Consider the following 16,673-nt stretch of genomic DNA (forward strand, 5'->3'; position numbering starts at 1 on the left):
TACGAACAAGGCTGACTGATAATTTTCAGGTGCTAAAACCTGCATCTTGATTTCCATTGAGTATATTATACATTGACCTTAAAAGGGATGTATCTAAATTTTTAATTTTACTTATATATTTTTATCTAAAAAAGTACGTAGTTGTCCTAAATTAATCGGGCCCACATGGGTATCAATAACTTGCCCTTTCTTTAGAATTAATAAGGTGGGGATAGTACGGATATTGAATTTCGTTGGAATCACAGGGTTTTCATCAATATTTACTTTAGCAATAACTATTTTGGATGAATAGTCCTGTGCAATTTCATCTAATAACTTAGCGGTCGTTAAGCAAGGAGAACACCATTGTGCCCAAAAATCTAATAAAATAGTTCTGCTGGTGCCATCTATAAAATTTTCCCCGTCTGCATCTTCTAAATCAAGTATCACATTTTCACTCATAATTTATCCTCCACAATTTCAAGATAATCATTCCAATTTCGTTAACATTACCCTAAAAAAAAACAAATTACTAATTTTAAAGTGTAAAATAAAACAACATAATATTAACCACGCTATATTGTTACTTTTGGTAAACCAATATTTCATATGTTTGCATATATCTTACTTTAACTTGTAGCCAATTGATTTTTTGATCCCTTCCACTTTTCCTTCTAGTTAAAACATCTGATTCAATTCACATTTTATGCTATACTAATTGGTATAAATGTAGTAATTCCACTCTATTCCTTACAAAGAATTACCACAATCAAATAAATATGATGCTTTTAAATATAAAAACTCCTGGCTTTGTAATATTCATGCAGATTTACTTTCTGGATTTGTGGTCGCATTGGCTTTAATCCCTGAATCTATTGCTTTTTCAATCATTGAAGACGTTGATCCTAAGGCTGGGCTATATTCCTCTTTTATCATTCCTATCATCATCGCATTTGCAGGTGGCAGGCCTGCGATGATTTCTGCCGCAACTGGCGCTATGTCACTTGTGATGGTGACTTTAGTTAAAGATCATGGCTTGCAATATCTACTAGCTGCTTCAGTGCTAACGGGTATCATACAAATTCTGATTGGTCTTTTTAAGTTAGGATACTTGATGAGATTTATCTCTCGCTCTGTAGTCACTGGATTTATTAATTCACTTGCTATTTTAATGTTTATTGCCCAGTTAAGTGAATTCAAAGGTGCAGATATAGAGATGTACATTTTGACCGCTTTGGGTTTAGGTATTATTTATTTCCATATTTACCTTTACTTGGAAAATCTATTGTGTCTTCATTCATTTGGATTATTGTTGTTACATTATTAACTCTGCCTTTCAATTGGGATGTTAATACCTAGGAGATAAAGGTAAATTGCCCGATACTTTAGCTGTTTTTCTCATTCCTGATGTACTTTTTAACTTAACTAGAATACAAATAATACTACCCTATTCTCATGCTTTGGCTATAGTAGGATTATTAGAATCATTAATGAGAGCTACCATTTTAGATGACTTGACCAAGGCGAATAGTAATAAAAATAGAGAGAGCATAGGCCAAGGTATGGCTAATGTGGGTACCTCATTCCTAGGAGGCATGGCTGGTTGTGCAATGATAGGTCAATCTATTTTTGAACCAATGGTTAGTGCGTATACCCATGACTGCATTGATTGCTGTCATGATTATGGTCTGTATTTCAGCTTTTTCATGGAAATCCTTATTTGAACTCAAAAAACACCCAATAAATTCCAATATTGTTATGCTAACAACTATGTTAATCGTTGTTTTTACTCATTACTTAGCTCCTGGCGTTTTATGTGGCATTCTTATTTCAGTTTTTTTCGCCCATAAAGTCTCTTCGTTAATTCGCGTGACTCTAACCTATAATGTATCTGAATCTGTATATGAGGCAACTATTTTTGGACTAATTTTTTTACTTCTTCTGAAAAATTGATTCACTTTTTTGATTATTCTTTAAAAAATCAGACACTAGTTTTCTCTCTGCCCCATGCTCATTTTTGGGATATAACTGCTATTTCCGCTTTAGAGAAAGTGATTGAAAAATATAATAATATAAGAACACAAGTGATACTTAAGTGAATGAATAGAATATCTTTAGCACTATGGAACCAAATAAAGGCTCAAGAAAATTAATTTGCATTTAATTTTAATATTCTAAATATTGATGACAAGCCCGTCGTAAGCGGCCATGACGCCTTCTGGAAGATTATGGCTATTGATCCACAAATCTAATTCATGTGATATATGCGTTAAATAGGTCTGCGGCGATTGAATTTCCTTATTAATAGCCAATACTTGCGTCAGTGTATTATGATTTCTTCCTTCAATATCGCTGGGTGGATAGGCGCAATCGATGACTAACGTATGTGGGCGATTATGTTTAAGAAATTCTGAGGTTTTAGGGGGTAAGCCTGACGTATCTGTCAGATAAGCTAACCGCCTTCCTGTTTGAGATGATGTCAATAAATAACCTAGCGTAGGCTTTGAATGATTTAAAGGCAAGGGAGTAATTTGCATGCCTAAGATGTCACTTGTTTCAAAGGCTTTTAATGGTTCTTGAAATGAAAGTAATCCAGGGTGTTTAAATAGATCATCACAGCCGTCTTTATCGTCTGGACCAAACACAGGGATTTTTTCCCCAACCCCCCACCTTATGGAAAACAAGCCTTGTACATGATCCATATGATAATGCGTTAATAAAAAAGCGTCTATCTTATCTTTGCGATAACGTTGGTGTAAATCAGACAACCCTGCATCAATAAAAAGATTCTTTAAATTTTGTGAGACTATAATGCTTGCAGACTTGCGTCTTAATGTATTGATAGCCGAAGCTTTTACACATACATCGCAATGACAGCCGAACACTGGAATTTGAGCTGCCCCTCCTGTTCCCAAAAAAGTAATCTGCATATAAACCTCTGAGTAAAATTATCTTCACATCCCTTCAAAAACGACCCGTTCTCCTTTTGAAGATTGACTAACTAATCTTATTAATGCCATCAATTTATTTACAGAAGATTCAATATTTCCTTCATTATCTATAAAATGAGTATAACTCGGCAATGTTTCAGCATACTGTGCGGCACGGGCTAAACGCTGTGTGATTTGTTCAGCATTTTCTCTTCCTCGTTGTATTAAACGCTCTTTTAACAAGTCTTCAGAAACAGTTAAACACACGGCCATTAATTGTTCTCCTAGTTGCTCTTTTGCAGCTTGCAAATGTGCTCTTGAACCATTAATGATAACGTCATAGCCTTTTGATACCCATTCCTTAACCTCTATCCCTAAACCATAGAAGTGTCCATTAGCATACCAATCTAGCATAAATAGCCCCGCCTCTTTTCGAAATAGAAACTCCTCTTCGCTTAAAGAAATATGGTTCTCACTTTGATGAGATGCATCTCGCGTTATATATCTATGAGCGACTAAGATTGTGTTTTTATAGCCATTCGGTGTTTTTTTATTTATTTTTTGGGTTTTTAACGCATTCAATAAGGTATCCTTCCCAGAACCCGAAGCGCCCATCAGATAAATTATCTTAGCCATTAAAAAACCTTTATTCCATGAGTAAATACTTCTTTAATGAATGCGTGCTTTGAATGATCAATATTATGTGAATGAACATCAAAAATCACCAGATCGGCTCTTTTTCCTACAGCAATTTGTCCTCTATCATATAAATTTAATGCCTTGGCTGGATTAGCTGTAACTAAATTGATGGCTGAGGGCAAGTCATAAGAATTGGCGTTATCCAAATAGACTTCAAAAGCAGCTTGTAGTAAGCTTTGAGGGTAATAATCGGAAGATAAAATATCTAAAGCCCCTTTAGAAGCAAGATGACTTGCGCTTAGATTACCTGAGTGGGAACCACCTCTTATTACGTTTGGAGCCCCCATCAAGGCACTTAAGCCTAATTCTTTTGAATGAAGAGCGGCTTCGAATGTGGTAGGAAATTCTGCAATAGTACACCCAACATCTCTAGACTCATCGACATGGGCGATTGTCGCATCATCATGACTGGCTAAAACAATTCCTAAGTCCTTACATGATTGTGATATTTTGAGTCTATTGATGGCCGAATACTGATCTGCTTTTTCTTTTGAACGCATTTCGTACAGTGCCATTTCTTCATTTGTCATATGATATTTGCCTTGGAAGTACTCTCTATATTTCGCCAAAGAGGTATATTGCCTTTGACCTGGTGAGTGATCCATCAGTGAAACCAAAGAGATATCCTCTTTTTCACTTAAAAATTCAAATAGCGGTAGCGTATGTTCACTAGGTAACTCACAGCGTAAATGAATAAGATGCATTGCTCTTGTAAGATTATGTTCATTCGCATAATTGATTGCATCCAACATTTTAGTTAAATTAGTTAATCTATGCCCGCCATCCCTTTCATCCCCTATAGAGATTGCATCAAACACGGTCGTTATGCCTGAGGCTATCATCAAGGCATCATGACTTTGCATCGCACTGAAACCGGGCCAATCCACGCCTGGTCTTGGCATAAAAAATTTATCCAAATTATCGGTATGTAACTCTATTAAACCCGGAATAATATAAGCATTCCCCACTGATTGAGCGCTCGGAGTATAACTTTTACCTTGCTCTATTGATTTTATGATCCCATTTTCAAACTCTATCGTGCCAAAAATCACTTCATTTTCAAGCACTATATTTGCATCTGTTATTAGCATTATTCAATTCCTATTTATTATTTGAAGTTATTCCATAGAGAATAATCTTGAAGCAACTTTATCTCGAGTCGTCACATCATGGAAGATGCCCACAATCGCTGAGCCTCTTTTTTTAGCTTCTTCGATTAGATCAATCACCACATTGGCATTTTGATTATCGAGTGAAGCGGTAGGTTCATCAAGAAGCAAAATGGGATAGTCTACAGCAAACCCTCTAGCTATATTGACTCTTTGTTGCTCTCCACCCGAAAAGGTAGAGGGGGCTAAGGACCAAAGTCTTTTCGGTACATTGAGTTTATTTAGCAAATAGGCAGCTTTATCTTTGGCAATGTAAGAATCAATTCCTAAATCTAGCAATGGTTGCATAACGATATCTAGTGCACTGACTCTAGGGATGACTCTTAAAAATTGACTGACCCAGCCTATAGTCGTTTTTCTAAGTTCAATGATTTCTCTTGCAGATGCTGTCAGAAGATCTATCTTTCTATCACTTAAATAAATTATAATTTGACCATCATCTGGTTTATAATTTGCATACAAAGAACGGAGTAAAGTTGACTTACCACTTCCTGAATGACCATTTAAAACGACACATTCACCAAAATTAATTGACATAGAGATCCCGGATAATACGGGTATTTTTACACTATTTTGATTGTGCAGCATAAATGTTTTTTCTAGGTTTTTTACCTCAATCGCTAAATTCATAACGTATTCCTGTCTAGTCTTTAATTTTGTAATATCGATGAAACCAATAATTGAGTATAAGGGTGCTTAGGATCATCAAGCACATTATCTGTAAGTCCACTTTCAACAACTCGACCTTGCTGCATAACCATTAACCTATCCGCTAGTAATCTTGCAACGCCTAAATCATGGGTTACAATCACAACTGCGATTTGATGCTGTTTGACCAATTTACGTAATAAGTCAAGCAATTTAGCTTGTACCGAAACGTCTAATCCACCTGTGGGTTCATCCATAAATAAAATTGAGGGCTCCATGACAAGATTTCTTGCAATCTGTAAACGTTGTTGCATTCCGCCAGAAAATGTTATGGGTAAATCATCAATTCTATCGCTTGCGATTTCTACATCAATTAACCAACGTTTAGCTGTTTCTCTGATATTATTGTAATGGCGTTGTCCAATCGCCATCAATCTTTCTCCAATATTTCCGCCCGCTGAAATATAAGGTCTTAAGCCGTCTAGAGGGTGCTGATGCACTATTCCCCAATCAGTTCTGAGTAATCTTCTACGTTCACTTTCTTCTAAATCGTATAAAGATTGTTCTCCAAAGCCATCAGCAAATTTTACCTGGCCATCTGAAGGTTTCAGTCTGCCCGAAAGAGATTTTAATAGTGTCGTTTTTCCAGATCCTGATTCGCCTACAATGCCTAATATTTCGCCACGGTAAAGTTCACAATTAATTTCCATAAATCCTTTATTTTGAGCAAAAAGATGCGTTAGATTTTCAGCCCAAAGTAAGCGATTGGACAAATCTTCTTGCGAGAAATTCTTTATATATGACTCATTTTTTTGAATACTTGATGCTGAAGAGATTACATCATTCATCGCTTTTACCCTTTAATCATTAAAAAATACTATTTATCGAATTTATTCCTGAGTGTGAGTTTGGCAAAAATGTGTATCAGAACATACAAACATTTTGGTTCCCTCATCATCAATCACAACTTCATCTAAGTAGGTGCCTTTTTGACCACAGATAGCACAACATTCGTCCCAGGTCTGAGGTTCAAAAGGATAATCATCAAAATCTAAGCTTTCTACACTGGTATAAGGAGGAACTGCATAGATACGTTTTTCGCGGCCTGCACCAAAAAGTTGTAATGCCGGAGATTGATGCATTTTAGGATTATCAAATTTAGGGATAGGCGATGGTGACATAATATATCTGCCATTTACTTTAACAGGATAATCATATGTTGTTGCGATATAACCAAATTTAGCAATATCTTCATAAAGCTTAACTTGCATAACACCATATTCTTCTAAAGCATGCATTTTCCTAGTTTCAGTTTCCCTTGGCTCTATAAATCTAAGTGGCTCAGGAATGGGTACTTGATAAATTATTGTTTGTCCCGCTTGCAAAGGATGTTCAGGAATTCTATGTCTAGTTTGAATTAAAGTGGCTCTCTTCGTGTCAGTGGTCGTTTCTACATCGGTGACCTTTTCAAAAAAGTGTCTAATAGATACCGCATTCGTCGTATCGTCTGCACCTTGATCTATGACTTTGAGTACATCATCCTGCCCAATAATACTTGCTGTAATCTGAATTCCACCTGTACCCCATCCATAGGGCATTGGCATTTCTCGCCCAGCAAAAGGAACTTGATAACCAGGAATAGTCACTGCTTTTAAAATAGTTCTCCTAATCATTCTTTTCGTTTGCTCATCTAAATAAGCAAAGTTATAACCTTTTATATTAGTCATGTTGAGTTCCTTCTGATGCTTTTTCCTTCTTATTTTTCACTGAATTATTTTTTTCTAACTTATAGTTTTCCTGCAATTGCCTTATCAATGCTAATTCAGCTTGAAAATCTACATAATGAGGGAGTTTAAGATGAGATAAAAATCCAGCTGCATCAACATTATCTGCATGTGCCAGCACAAACTCTTCATCCTGGGCAGGACCTAAAATCTGTTCATCTAATTCACGTGCTTGTAATGCCCTATCAACTACAGACATAGACATAGCTTTTCTTTCGCTATCTCCAAACACTAATCCATACCCTCTAGTGAAATGTGGCAACTCTTCTTTAGGAGTTTTAAAACCTGTTATCATGTCACATTCACTTAACGTCATTTCACCTATACAAATCTCAAAACCTAATTCATCTGGTTCAATATAAATTTCAACTTCTCCGATTTTAATTTCTCCTGCAAAGGGGTGATTTCTCCCATAACCACGCTGGGTAGAATAAGCTAAAGCCAGAAGAAAGCCTTCATCTGCACGAACTAATTGCTGTAACCTAGAAGCTCTATTGCAAGGAAACATAACAGGTTCTCTAGTAATGTCAGTCGGATGTGTTCCATCATCTTTCTCTATTTTGACTAAATCTTCTTTCGCCAGAATTTGGCTAACTCCCATAAAGGAAAAATTTGATGAGTTAAAGTGATCTTCAACAATATCTGTGACTGATATGCTGCTTTTTTTTACTTCCTCAGTTAAACGTAAGGCTGCCTCCTTGAGCGCTTCATCTAGTGGGGTATTTTTCACTTCAGACAGTTCAACTCCCTCTTCAGCGAGTAACGAAAAATCCAGCAAACGATGAGTATAATCATAGGTTGAGCCTAATAATTGACCACCTGGAATATCTTTAAAAATTGCAGAGATCCGTCTTCTAACCTGCATTTTTTCAGTATTAAATGGTTTAGCTACAATCCACCTAGCTAGCGTAGTACGATAGGCCCTTAGAAGAAAAATAGCTTCAACTAAATCACCACTAGATTGTTTGATGGCAAGCGCAGCGAGAGTTTTGTCATAGAGGCTTGCTTCATTCATCACTCTGGAAACAGCTAAGCTCAATTGTTCTTCAATTTGCGTTACGCTGAGCGCTCTGACAGCAAGAGAACCTCTCCTATTTTTTGCTAATAATTGATGAGCGGAAGCAATGGCTCGTTCTCCACCTTTAACGGCTACATACATGGTTTTACCTCCACTTTCGTTGTCCTTGAAAGACCTATAAATGTGTTAGATGTAGTAAAAATAAAATCTAAACCCATTGGGAATTTTGGTCTTCCTTTTATAAGATATTGAACAATACCTGAAGCGAGGGTTAAATTGTCAATAGCGAAGGTTCTTTGATCGGGGATACCAGGGCCCGATAAATTTAGTTCCAATTTGGGAGGACTTTCTGTTCTATTCTCTATTTTTTTACCACTACATTGAATGACAACAGTACAATTATTTTCCGGAGATAAAGCACTGCCCTTCGCTAAGAGAGTCAAAATATCTAATGAGACAGTTTCATCAAACAATACAAAATTGGCTTCACTCACATTATTTACAAAAGGAGATTGGGTATGAAATGCTAAGCTTTTTCTTATTTCTTCATTTAATAAAGCACTGTCTCCACCGATTGGAGTATCGACATCGCAAAGGGATAAAAATAATCCTGTCGTCGTAGGATGTAAGTTTGGCCAATAAAGTCCTTCATAATCATATTCAATGCATAGACCGGGTTCACTTAATGCCTGAAGTACTTTTTTAAATACAACCTGGGCATCTGTTGATAATTGTTTAAAGCCTTTTTGGATTATCATTCATCTTCCCCTCTAACTAACGTGAAAAAGTCTACTCTTGTAGCTTCAGTGGCTTTATTTTTTTCATTCTTTTGGGTTTCTAATAACTTCAATAAAGGAAGAAGAAGCTTTTCTTCTATAGTGATTTGATACTCATTAATTTGCATTAAACCGTCAATTAATGCGCATAATTGTGCTTTTTTCTTATCGCGCCCCATAATATAACTATACCCATAATACTTATTTTCAATCAAAACAACGGCTCGTGTGATTGTCGCATCGCCCACATAAAAGCGATTTCCCGTCCCCCCCATTTTACCTTGCAATTGAACAAGACCAATTTCTGGGGCTCGAAAAAGTTCATAATTGGGTGTTAAATTAAGTGTAGTCCACAAATTATCAATTACTTCAAATGGAGATTTTGCTAAAAGGCCCATTAAAATTTGCCTGTTTTCTTTTTTGGACATATTGACTCCTTAAGTCCATTATCAAATACTCAGTCAGCGATCAATTACTAATTTACATACGTTAGTTTAAAAGCATTAAACATTCTTGTTTTTCTGAACTGAATGTAGATGTATAAAACCAAATAAAGTACGCAGAAATAATACGCACATTCAATGTTTTACTTTGTATAGATTAAAAGAGAAATGTTGCGAGAAAGTGAAAATTAAATGACAATTTATTGGATTTTTTATGACACTTTAGTGACACTTAATACATGTTAAAGCCAAAGTGTATAAAAACTAAGTGGAATTGACTATCTTTCGTTAACCTCATGATAAATAAGTAGAAGTAAAGCTAACTTATACATAAAAGAAGGGTAAAAATGCAAGCACGTCTCTTTCCATCAGGCGATAAAAAGAGACTAAAAACTTAACTACCGATGCACGCTATAATTAATCAAAGAAGTTATACACTTGGCGCTGTAAAAATAGGCACTTCTTCACCTATGATATATTTTCGCCTTAGTATTGATGAAAGCTTGTCTATCAACATCACAACAATCACGAGTATTAATGTAATAAACATCACAATATCCCAATTCCAAAGCCTCATATTTTCAGCATAGACGAGCCCAATACCACCAGCACCAACAAAGCCTAATACAGATGCTGACCGAGTGTTAGATTCTAATTGATACAAAGTCAGTGCAAGAAATGCTGGGAAAGATTGAGTGAAAATTCCAAATCGATGAGTTTGAAGGCTATTTGCTCCTAAAGAAATAAGCCCTTTTGTAGGTCTCTTTTCTACTGCTTCATGCCCTTCAGCATACAATTTTCCGAAAACGCCGATATCTTGGACGATTATCGCAAGACTACCCGCAAGTGGGCCTAATCCAACAGCCCTAACAAAAATGAGCCCCCAAATAGCCATATCTACACCTCGACAAACATCGAAAAAACGTCTAACCAACATCGCTATTAATTTGAAAGCACCTTTATTCATTATATTTCTTGCCGCCATAAATGAAAGAGGTAATGCGATAAACGATGCAGTGAACGTTCCGATGAAAACAATCCCAAAAGTTATAGCTATTTGTTCGAAGATATAGATAACTGGCCAATTTTGCACATCTTTCCAAATAAACATATTAGCAAAGTAACCGAATACTGAGTAACTGCCTTTGATAAACATTTCAAACTCTACGCCGTAAGTAAATAAGAAATATAAATAATACAAAAGCATCAGCAAAACAGATACCATAAAAAAGAAAAGATATTTTTTAGGCCTTTGAAAAATTTTTAGGTGCTCTTTTTCAATCCTATCAATTTCAATGGCTGTTATTTCTTTTGAGAAAAAAAATGCCGTCATAATTTAACCTTTTCGACAATAAATACAATTAAGTTTGCTTAAGTGGTTCGGCTTTGTACTCCAACTGATTTCCTTCAACGACAAGTTGGCGCAATTTACCTGATAGTGAATCGATTAAGGTGACCACTAAAATAATAATCAATAAAGTTATACTCACTTGATCATAACGATCCAACTTTATTGAAAGCATAAGCTCTTGACCTATTCCTCCTGCACCAACTATGCCTAATATAGTAGATTGCCTAAAATTCACTTCAAAACGCATAAATGTATAAGCAATAACTAAAGGTTTGATTTGAGTCCATACACCATATCTTAGTTGGGCTATTCCATTGGCTCCTGTTGCTTGAAGACCCTTAACTGGTTTATCTGAAGTTGTTTCTATCGCTTCATAAAAAAGTTTTGTCAAACTCCCTATCGCATGAATTGTTAATGCTAAAAACCCCGCAAAAGGACCGATACCAAACGCCATAACAAACATAAATGCAAAAGCAACCTCTGGCATTGTCCTCATAAACGCAACCAAAAATCGAATAGGCATTTTTATCCATAGCGGAGTAGGTGTATTTTCAGCAGCTAAAAAAGCAAAAAAAATAGCGATTATGGCAGAAATTAATGTTGCTGCTAAAGCGATATTCAATGTTTCCCAAACCAGAGGGAGTTGAATAGGTAAACGGTATCCCCAATAAGCTAAAGAACCTTCAGTTTTTGTATCAGAAAACAGACTATTCCATGAAAGTTTAGGGATAATATCGATAATGTAATCAAAAAACTTAGGAAGTCCTTCATAAATTTTAACGAGGCTAAATTCAGCAAGATAGCCAGACGTAAAATATAATATTAAAAAAAGAAGAGACCAAATATAAGCCTCTCTTTTTTGTTTAGTCCTGATTTTATGATAGTACTGATTAAATGGCATATTCAAATCCTTAAATAGAGCAGAGTCACTGCCCTACTTTTTTTCATACTCAATATCTATAAGTTAATCAGGATTCAGATTAACCTCTTCCTGAAGCTGCCTGTTTTAATTCAATAATCGGTTTATACTCGTCTATACTGGTCGAATCAATATGCATTTTTCCAGCAACAGCTTTGATAAAGCAAGGATGATCTTCTTTATCTAAGCTTTTAATTGCTTCTACAACTTGTGCTTTAAATTCAGGATCTAATTTATTAGAAACCAGTATAGGTCCATTAGGTATTAGAGGCGATTGCCAAATAATACGGATATCTTTCATCAAATTCGGATAGCCATTTCTAATCATTCTATCAAATGCCCCGGTGTTATAGCCTTTATCGTAATCACCCACCATAGATGACCAGGTTACTGCAGCATCAAATTGCCCATTCAGTACACCGACAATATCTTGTTCATGCCCCCCTGAAAAAGAGACTGCATTAAAATAATTGTTATATTTATCATCAAAATCTCCCCCAAATTGCTTTTTAAATTCATTATCAGGGATCAAAAATCCCGATGTTGAATCTGCTTCAGCAAAACCAATATGTTTACCTTTTAAGTCTGCAAGCGTTTGGTATGGACTCTCAGCTTTTACAATCATAACTGAGTGATATCCACGGGATAAATCTTCGTCATCTACGGTTATTCCTACTATATCTACGGCGTTTGGATCTTTAAGATAGACTGTTGCATAAGATGAGGGAGACATAGATAAAACAACATCAACTGTACCACCCAATAGCCCTTGTATAACACCTGCATAATCAGAAGCATTCCTTAATTTGGTCTCTACATTCAATTTTTTGTCAAAAAAATCTTTCACACACTGATTGTCACCAATTTGCTGCGTCGAATTTTGTCCACCAAGAATACCGAGATTAAGTTCCCTCTTCTCCTCTGCGTGAGCATAGGTACTTAACATGCTACCTATAAGAAAAGAGCCAACTAATTTTATTTTTAAAAGACGATGTTTTTTCATGTTTTATCCTTATGCTAGATTTAAATGTTTTGTTTGCTATTTTATTTCTGTTATTTCATCACCATACAATTGGTGTAAAATGTCTTCAGTTAAGTTATTTGGATGACCATCAAATATCAATTCTCCTTTAGCCAAACCAATCACACGAGTACAATATTGCTTAACGAGTTCAATTGAGTGGAGATTGATAAGTACAGGTATTCCCCCTTGAGCCACTTTACCTAAGGCATCCATTATTCGATGCGTATTTTTAGGATCTAAAGAAGCAACTGGTTCATCTGCAAGTAATAGTGAAGGATTTTGCATAAGAGCTCTACAGATAGCGACTCGCTGCATCTGCCCACCTGAAAGATTTTCTGCCCGCTGTAATGCATGGGGCAGCATATTTAACCATTCAAGTAACCGAATGGCTTTTACTCTATCTTCTTTGGAGAACTGTTTGAAAAAAGATTTAATCGTAGGAGTGTCACTTAAGCGTCCTAACAACACATTGGTTATCACATCTAATCTAGGTACTAGACAGAAATCTTGGAATATAGTTGCGCAAGTAGAACGCCATTGGCGCATTTCTTTTGAATTAAATTCTATGATATTTTTAGTTTTTTCTGCATAATAGATTTCTCCACTTGTGGCATCTATACTGCCATTTAATACATGCAGAAGCGTAGATTTACCCGCACCTGAGCGTCCAATCATCGCAACATACTCACCTGAGTGCAGAGTAAAAGAAATATTCTTTAAGACTGGTTGTTCGCCATTTTTATGGTATGACTTAGTTAACTGCTTAACTTCCAGTATTTTTTTTGCGTTTGCAGCTAATTGATGTGAAGATATTTTTCCCATTAACATAGGGTTTTGATGGGAGTACATTCCATAATTGTCTTGACTGCCATCATTAAATTGTAATGCGTGTTGCATTCTTTACTCCTTAAAACGGTGGGGTGATTAAAATATTAATTAGGACCGCTTGTTTATTTGTTACAATCACATTAAACGCAATTAAAGTGACAAATAAATGAGAATTTTATGAATTTTCTATGACAAACTTCATATCTAAAAACAGTTAAAACTGAAAAACTCCCTTTTTACCTTTTACACTATTTACTTATTTGTATATTTTTAATATCCCGTCTATACTTAATCACCTAAACCCTAAATACATTATTTATATTTTTTATTGATACCTAAAGGAGCTTTATATGCCATTACTTACCTCACCTATTGACGGTTCTCCAATGAAACAAATCAATCGTTTTGGTATTGAATTAGATATTTGCCCTACTAGTGGTGGTGTTTGGTTAGATAAAGGGGAATTGGAAAAATTGATTCAATTCATTCAAGAATCAGCAGAAGAGGATGCTAGACATTTTGCTAGTGCAAAACAAGGTAAAGCAGATTATGACGATAATTATTATCGCCGTGAACCTCAAAGAAAATATAGTGACGATGATTACCGTCGTGGCCATTACAAAAAGAAAAGTGGAATGAGTAGAATTATGGACTTATTTGATTTTTAATCATTAAAGCCCACAAGTTTTTACAATAAGCTCTTTGTGGGATATACTCAAAATAAGAGCTTATTTATTTTGATATTTATTTTTTATTACCATCCTTGTCTATCATTAACTCCCCATCTTCTTTAAAATAAGGTCCCGCGGGCCAAACTTCTAAGATTGAAAGCACTTCTTCACTAGGTCGGCACATTTTAACGCCAAGATTCGTTTTCACAATCGGACGATTAACTAAAATAGGATTCTCTAACATAGCAATTAAAATATCTTCTTCAGTTACTCCTTCTTCTGTTAGCCCTAATTCAACAGCAGGCGTTTTATTTATTCGTAAGGCCATTTTAGCTGTTAAACCTGCTTCTTGGAGTAAAGATTTAAGCTCATCTAAGTTCCATCCCTTAGAGAGATAATCGATAATAGTAACGTCATAACTAGCGTCTTGAAGGACTTTAAGTACATTTCTAGAAGTACCACATTTCGGATTATGATAAATCGTTGCTGTATAGGTTTTGTTCATATCTTCTCCAGTTGATAGTATGATATATAATTTACGCTTACATAAATTTCGCCACTGCTTTAAAAAAATAATAATGAAACATGAATGCGTTAATGGTACTAAAATAATTTGTATAAGTTACGTTTTTTCTTTGGGAAGCCAATGCCAGGTTTTATTGGCAAAAGCAACTAAGGATAACATCCCGGGTACTTTAACTAACACACCAACTACTATCGCTAATGGTGCGCCTGATTTCAGTCCAAACAGTGATATCGCAAGAGCAACAGCTAACTTAAAAAAATTCGACGTACCAATCATGCAGGCTGGGGCAGCAAGCTTATGAGAAAGTTTTATCCTTTTAGCAAAAAAATACGAAATTAAAAAAATACCACAGGTTTGTATTAAAAAAGGTATAACAATTAATACAATCGCAAGTGGATTAATTATTATAGTTCGCGTTTGAAAATCAGAAATCAAAATTACAGTAGCTAGAAGCCTTAATATAGCGAATGGTTTTGTTCTGCGATTAAATTCATGCCATGGCCTCGTATCGTTGAATTTATCTAAATAGTGTCTAGCTAAGATACCAAATACGAGGAGCAATAATACATTAAGAATAACCGAAATCAATAGTGTTTTCCATGGTACCGTAATTTCTGTCATCCCTAATAAAAAACCAAGCAAAGGCGATTACACGATGTGCATAAAGAACAATCATAAAAATTGAAAGAGGAAATCGCGGCTTATTTCCATAAAATCCGTAGAAAAAATCCTAGTATGATAGCCCCAACTCAAACCATAGAAAAAGGACATGGCCGAATAGAAACGAGAACTTGTCATCAATTAAGAGTGAGTGAATGGATAAGCGAATCTCCTAAATGGGCGGGGATCCAGAGTGTGATAGAGATTACCAGGGAACATTTGAATATGAAATCAGAAAAATCAGAAACCGAAACGTTCTATTGCATCAGCTCACGGCATGTTGATATCAAAGAAACGGCTGAATCAATAAGAAATCATTGGGGAGTGGAAAACAAAGCCCATTGGATTCTTGATGTATGTTTTAAGGAAGATGATAGCCGTATCAGAAGTGAAGATGGAGTAGAAAATGTTGCTCTAATTAAACGCTTTTGCCTTAATTTATGCAAGCTCCTTCCTAGAAATGACAGTATGGTTGGTAAAATAAAACAATGTGGCTGGAGCGAAAGATTCTGAACCGAAGTGATTTTTGGTTAATTAGGAAAAAGTATGCGTTTGCCCTGTTTTGTTAATGGGTTCAAACCAAAATAAGCTTAAAAAATAGCTAACCCAATAGCACCATAGAAAATGGTTTTATTAACCAATTAATGAACTATGTCAAAATTAACCCACCAGTTTTTCTGCCCACATATTTTACGACGGAAAAATTTATTTCACCATCACAGGAAAAATCATAAGTCAAATCAAAACAGCCACAATAAGATTGACATGAGCCTACTCTATTGATGCTAAGATTTAAAAGAGGTTCGGATTAAACTGGGCTAAAATAACACTTAGTAGAATCGCTAATGCGACCCATAGCGATAAGAATCTTTCAAAAACACCCATTTTTTACATATGTTAGATAAATCGAATTTACGAACATTACCTACCATGCATTCCACTTCCGAAAAGCACCAAATGCGATTTTTTTCATAAGACGAGAGGCCTAGATTTAAAACTAAAAGTAAAGTTAAAGGAAAAGGAAAACTGAGTCGACATTACCAATAAATCTTAACATTATGATTATACTTGCTTAATTCTTTTATTAAAGTTCAAGAGGAATAACCACAAATTAACCCGGTCAATGCTAAAAATGTGATTTATCGAGCAGAGCAAAGGATCCTAAATCTGATATAGATTCTTTTATAAATTCTGTTCAAACGTTTTAAAACTGATATTATCAATACCAGCGATACCAACATTCTCCTT

General features: G+C 35.4%; 19 protein-coding genes and 1 pseudogene. 4 read left to right on the top strand and 16 right to left on the bottom strand.

The annotated features are described in order from the left end of the window. Positions 1-111 precede the first annotated feature (111 nt). Positions 112-441, bottom strand: a complete 330-nt coding sequence (locus ACFFIT_RS00495) for a thioredoxin family protein (protein WP_385875393.1) — start codon at positions 439-441, stop codon at positions 112-114. Positions 442-796: 355 nt separating this feature from the next. On the opposite strand from ACFFIT_RS00495, the pseudogene ACFFIT_RS13300 reads away from it, so the two are divergent. Further along, positions 797-1,827: pseudogene (locus ACFFIT_RS13300) on the top strand (SulP family inorganic anion transporter); the annotation flags it as partial. Between the two features lie 101 nt (positions 1,828-1,928). Beyond that, entirely contained in the window at positions 1,929-2,078 is a 150-nt protein-coding gene (locus ACFFIT_RS00510) for an STAS domain-containing protein (protein ID WP_385875397.1), read from the top strand. Between the two features lie 75 nt (positions 2,079-2,153). Here ACFFIT_RS00510 and phnP read toward each other — a convergent pair whose 3' ends face one another. The 13 genes from phnP to phnC all read right to left on the bottom strand — a co-directional run bounded on the left by phnP (position 2,154) and on the right by phnC (position 13,568). Next, on the bottom strand, positions 2,154-2,909 hold the full coding sequence (gene phnP / locus ACFFIT_RS00515) for a phosphonate metabolism protein PhnP (protein ID WP_385875399.1): 756 nt from the start codon (positions 2,907-2,909) through the stop codon (positions 2,154-2,156). A gap of 24 nt (positions 2,910-2,933) precedes the next feature. Further along, positions 2,934-3,545: a ribose 1,5-bisphosphokinase gene (gene phnN / locus ACFFIT_RS00520; protein WP_385875400.1), complete on the bottom strand. Its 612-nt coding sequence runs from the start codon at positions 3,543-3,545 to the stop codon at positions 2,934-2,936. Then, entirely contained in the window at positions 3,545-4,699 is a 1,155-nt protein-coding gene (phnM, locus tag ACFFIT_RS00525) for an alpha-D-ribose 1-methylphosphonate 5-triphosphate diphosphatase (protein WP_385875401.1), read from the bottom strand. The genes phnN and phnM overlap by 1 nt, the downstream gene beginning before the upstream one ends. 27 nt (positions 4,700-4,726) lie before the next feature. Beyond that, positions 4,727-5,407, bottom strand: coding sequence for a phosphonate C-P lyase system protein PhnL (gene phnL / locus ACFFIT_RS00530; RefSeq protein WP_385875403.1), 681 nt, complete (start codon positions 5,405-5,407; stop codon positions 4,727-4,729). 20 nt (positions 5,408-5,427) lie between these two features. Then, positions 5,428-6,198 carry a phosphonate C-P lyase system protein PhnK gene (gene phnK / locus ACFFIT_RS00535; RefSeq protein WP_385875660.1) on the bottom strand — a complete coding sequence of 257 codons (771 nt, stop codon included), beginning with the start codon at positions 6,196-6,198 and terminating at the stop codon, positions 5,428-5,430. Between the two features lie 117 nt (positions 6,199-6,315). Beyond that, positions 6,316-7,152, bottom strand: coding sequence for an alpha-D-ribose 1-methylphosphonate 5-phosphate C-P-lyase PhnJ (locus tag ACFFIT_RS00540; protein ID WP_385875404.1), 837 nt, complete (start codon positions 7,150-7,152; stop codon positions 6,316-6,318). Then, positions 7,145-8,368 carry a carbon-phosphorus lyase complex subunit gene (locus tag ACFFIT_RS00545; RefSeq protein ID WP_385875406.1) on the bottom strand — a complete coding sequence of 408 codons (1,224 nt, stop codon included), beginning with the start codon at positions 8,366-8,368 and terminating at the stop codon, positions 7,145-7,147. The genes ACFFIT_RS00540 and ACFFIT_RS00545 overlap by 8 nt, the downstream gene beginning before the upstream one ends. Next, a complete protein-coding gene (phnH, locus tag ACFFIT_RS00550) occupies positions 8,359-8,985 on the bottom strand; it encodes a phosphonate C-P lyase system protein PhnH (protein ID WP_385875408.1) in 627 nt (208 codons plus the stop codon). The genes ACFFIT_RS00545 and phnH overlap by 10 nt, the downstream gene beginning before the upstream one ends. Beyond that, entirely contained in the window at positions 8,982-9,431 is a 450-nt protein-coding gene (gene phnG, locus ACFFIT_RS00555; protein WP_385875410.1) for a phosphonate C-P lyase system protein PhnG, read from the bottom strand. Before phnG ends, phnH begins: the two co-directional genes overlap by 4 nt. A gap of 445 nt (positions 9,432-9,876) precedes the next feature. After that, positions 9,877-10,779 (bottom strand): phosphonate ABC transporter, permease protein PhnE, encoded by a 903-nt coding sequence (gene phnE / locus ACFFIT_RS00560; protein ID WP_385875412.1) that lies wholly within the window; start codon positions 10,777-10,779, stop codon positions 9,877-9,879. A 28-nt stretch (positions 10,780-10,807) separates the two neighbouring features. After that, the gene (phnE, locus tag ACFFIT_RS00565; protein WP_385875414.1) at positions 10,808-11,704 is read right to left on the bottom strand and encodes a phosphonate ABC transporter, permease protein PhnE; all 897 of its coding nucleotides are present in this window, start codon (positions 11,702-11,704) and stop codon (positions 10,808-10,810) included. A 73-nt stretch (positions 11,705-11,777) separates the two neighbouring features. Then, positions 11,778-12,719 (bottom strand): phosphonate ABC transporter substrate-binding protein, encoded by a 942-nt coding sequence (gene phnD / locus ACFFIT_RS00570; RefSeq protein WP_385875416.1) that lies wholly within the window; start codon positions 12,717-12,719, stop codon positions 11,778-11,780. 36 nt (positions 12,720-12,755) lie between these two features. Then, entirely contained in the window at positions 12,756-13,568 is an 813-nt protein-coding gene (gene phnC, locus ACFFIT_RS00575; protein WP_385875662.1) for a phosphonate ABC transporter ATP-binding protein, read from the bottom strand. 350 nt (positions 13,569-13,918) lie between these two features. Here phnC and ACFFIT_RS00580 point away from each other — a divergent pair, with 350 nt between their 5' ends. Next, positions 13,919-14,236, top strand: a complete 318-nt coding sequence (locus tag ACFFIT_RS00580; RefSeq protein WP_385875418.1) for a TFIIB-type zinc ribbon-containing protein — start codon at positions 13,919-13,921, stop codon at positions 14,234-14,236. A gap of 76 nt (positions 14,237-14,312) precedes the next feature. Here the strand turns inward: ACFFIT_RS00580 and ACFFIT_RS00585 are convergent, their stop codons facing one another. Beyond that, positions 14,313-14,744, bottom strand: a complete 432-nt coding sequence (locus ACFFIT_RS00585; RefSeq protein WP_385875419.1) for an arsenate reductase family protein — start codon at positions 14,742-14,744, stop codon at positions 14,313-14,315. A gap of 117 nt (positions 14,745-14,861) precedes the next feature. Next, positions 14,862-15,386, bottom strand: coding sequence for an arsenic resistance protein (locus ACFFIT_RS00590; protein WP_385875421.1), 525 nt, complete (start codon positions 15,384-15,386; stop codon positions 14,862-14,864). Positions 15,387-15,446: 60 nt separating this feature from the next. Between ACFFIT_RS00590 and ACFFIT_RS00595 the strand changes: the two genes are divergently transcribed. Beyond that, positions 15,447-15,938: an ISAs1 family transposase gene (locus ACFFIT_RS00595; protein ID WP_385875423.1), complete on the top strand. Its 492-nt coding sequence runs from the start codon at positions 15,447-15,449 to the stop codon at positions 15,936-15,938. Positions 15,939-16,673 lie beyond the last annotated feature (735 nt).

It is taken from the genome of Thorsellia kenyensis (genome assembly GCF_042432445.1).
Lineage (GTDB): Bacteria > Pseudomonadota > Gammaproteobacteria > Enterobacterales > Thorselliaceae > Thorsellia > Thorsellia kenyensis.

Coding starts and splice junctions, on each gene's coding strand:
- ACFFIT_RS00495 (WP_385875393.1), bottom strand. CDS start 441: ATGAGTGAAAATGTGATACTTGATTTAGAAGATGCAGACGGGGAAAAT.
- phnP (WP_385875399.1), bottom strand. CDS start 2,909: ATGCAGATTACTTTTTTGGGAACAGGAGGGGCAGCTCAAATTCCAGTG.
- phnN (WP_385875400.1), bottom strand. CDS start 3,545: ATGGCTAAGATAATTTATCTGATGGGCGCTTCGGGTTCTGGGAAGGAT.
- phnM (WP_385875401.1), bottom strand. CDS start 4,699: ATGCTAATAACAGATGCAAATATAGTGCTTGAAAATGAAGTGATTTTT.
- phnL (WP_385875403.1), bottom strand. CDS start 5,407: ATGAATTTAGCGATTGAGGTAAAAAACCTAGAAAAAACATTTATGCTG.
- ACFFIT_RS00540 (WP_385875404.1), bottom strand. CDS start 7,152: ATGACTAATATAAAAGGTTATAACTTTGCTTATTTAGATGAGCAAACG.
- ACFFIT_RS00545 (WP_385875406.1), bottom strand. CDS start 8,368: ATGTATGTAGCCGTTAAAGGTGGAGAACGAGCCATTGCTTCCGCTCAT.
- phnH (WP_385875408.1), bottom strand. CDS start 8,985: ATGATAATCCAAAAAGGCTTTAAACAATTATCAACAGATGCCCAGGTT.
- phnG (WP_385875410.1), bottom strand. CDS start 9,431: ATGTCCAAAAAAGAAAACAGGCAAATTTTAATGGGCCTTTTAGCAAAA.
- phnE (WP_385875412.1), bottom strand. CDS start 10,779: ATGACGGCATTTTTTTTCTCAAAAGAAATAACAGCCATTGAAATTGAT.
- phnD (WP_385875416.1), bottom strand. CDS start 12,719: ATGAAAAAACATCGTCTTTTAAAAATAAAATTAGTTGGCTCTTTTCTT.
- phnC (WP_385875662.1), bottom strand. CDS start 13,568: ATGTTAATGGGAAAAATATCTTCACATCAATTAGCTGCAAACGCAAAA.
- ACFFIT_RS00580 (WP_385875418.1), top strand. CDS start 13,919: ATGCCATTACTTACCTCACCTATTGACGGTTCTCCAATGAAACAAATC.
- ACFFIT_RS00585 (WP_385875419.1), bottom strand. CDS start 14,744: ATGAACAAAACCTATACAGCAACGATTTATCATAATCCGAAATGTGGT.
- ACFFIT_RS00590 (WP_385875421.1), bottom strand. CDS start 15,386: ATGACAGAAATTACGGTACCATGGAAAACACTATTGATTTCGGTTATT.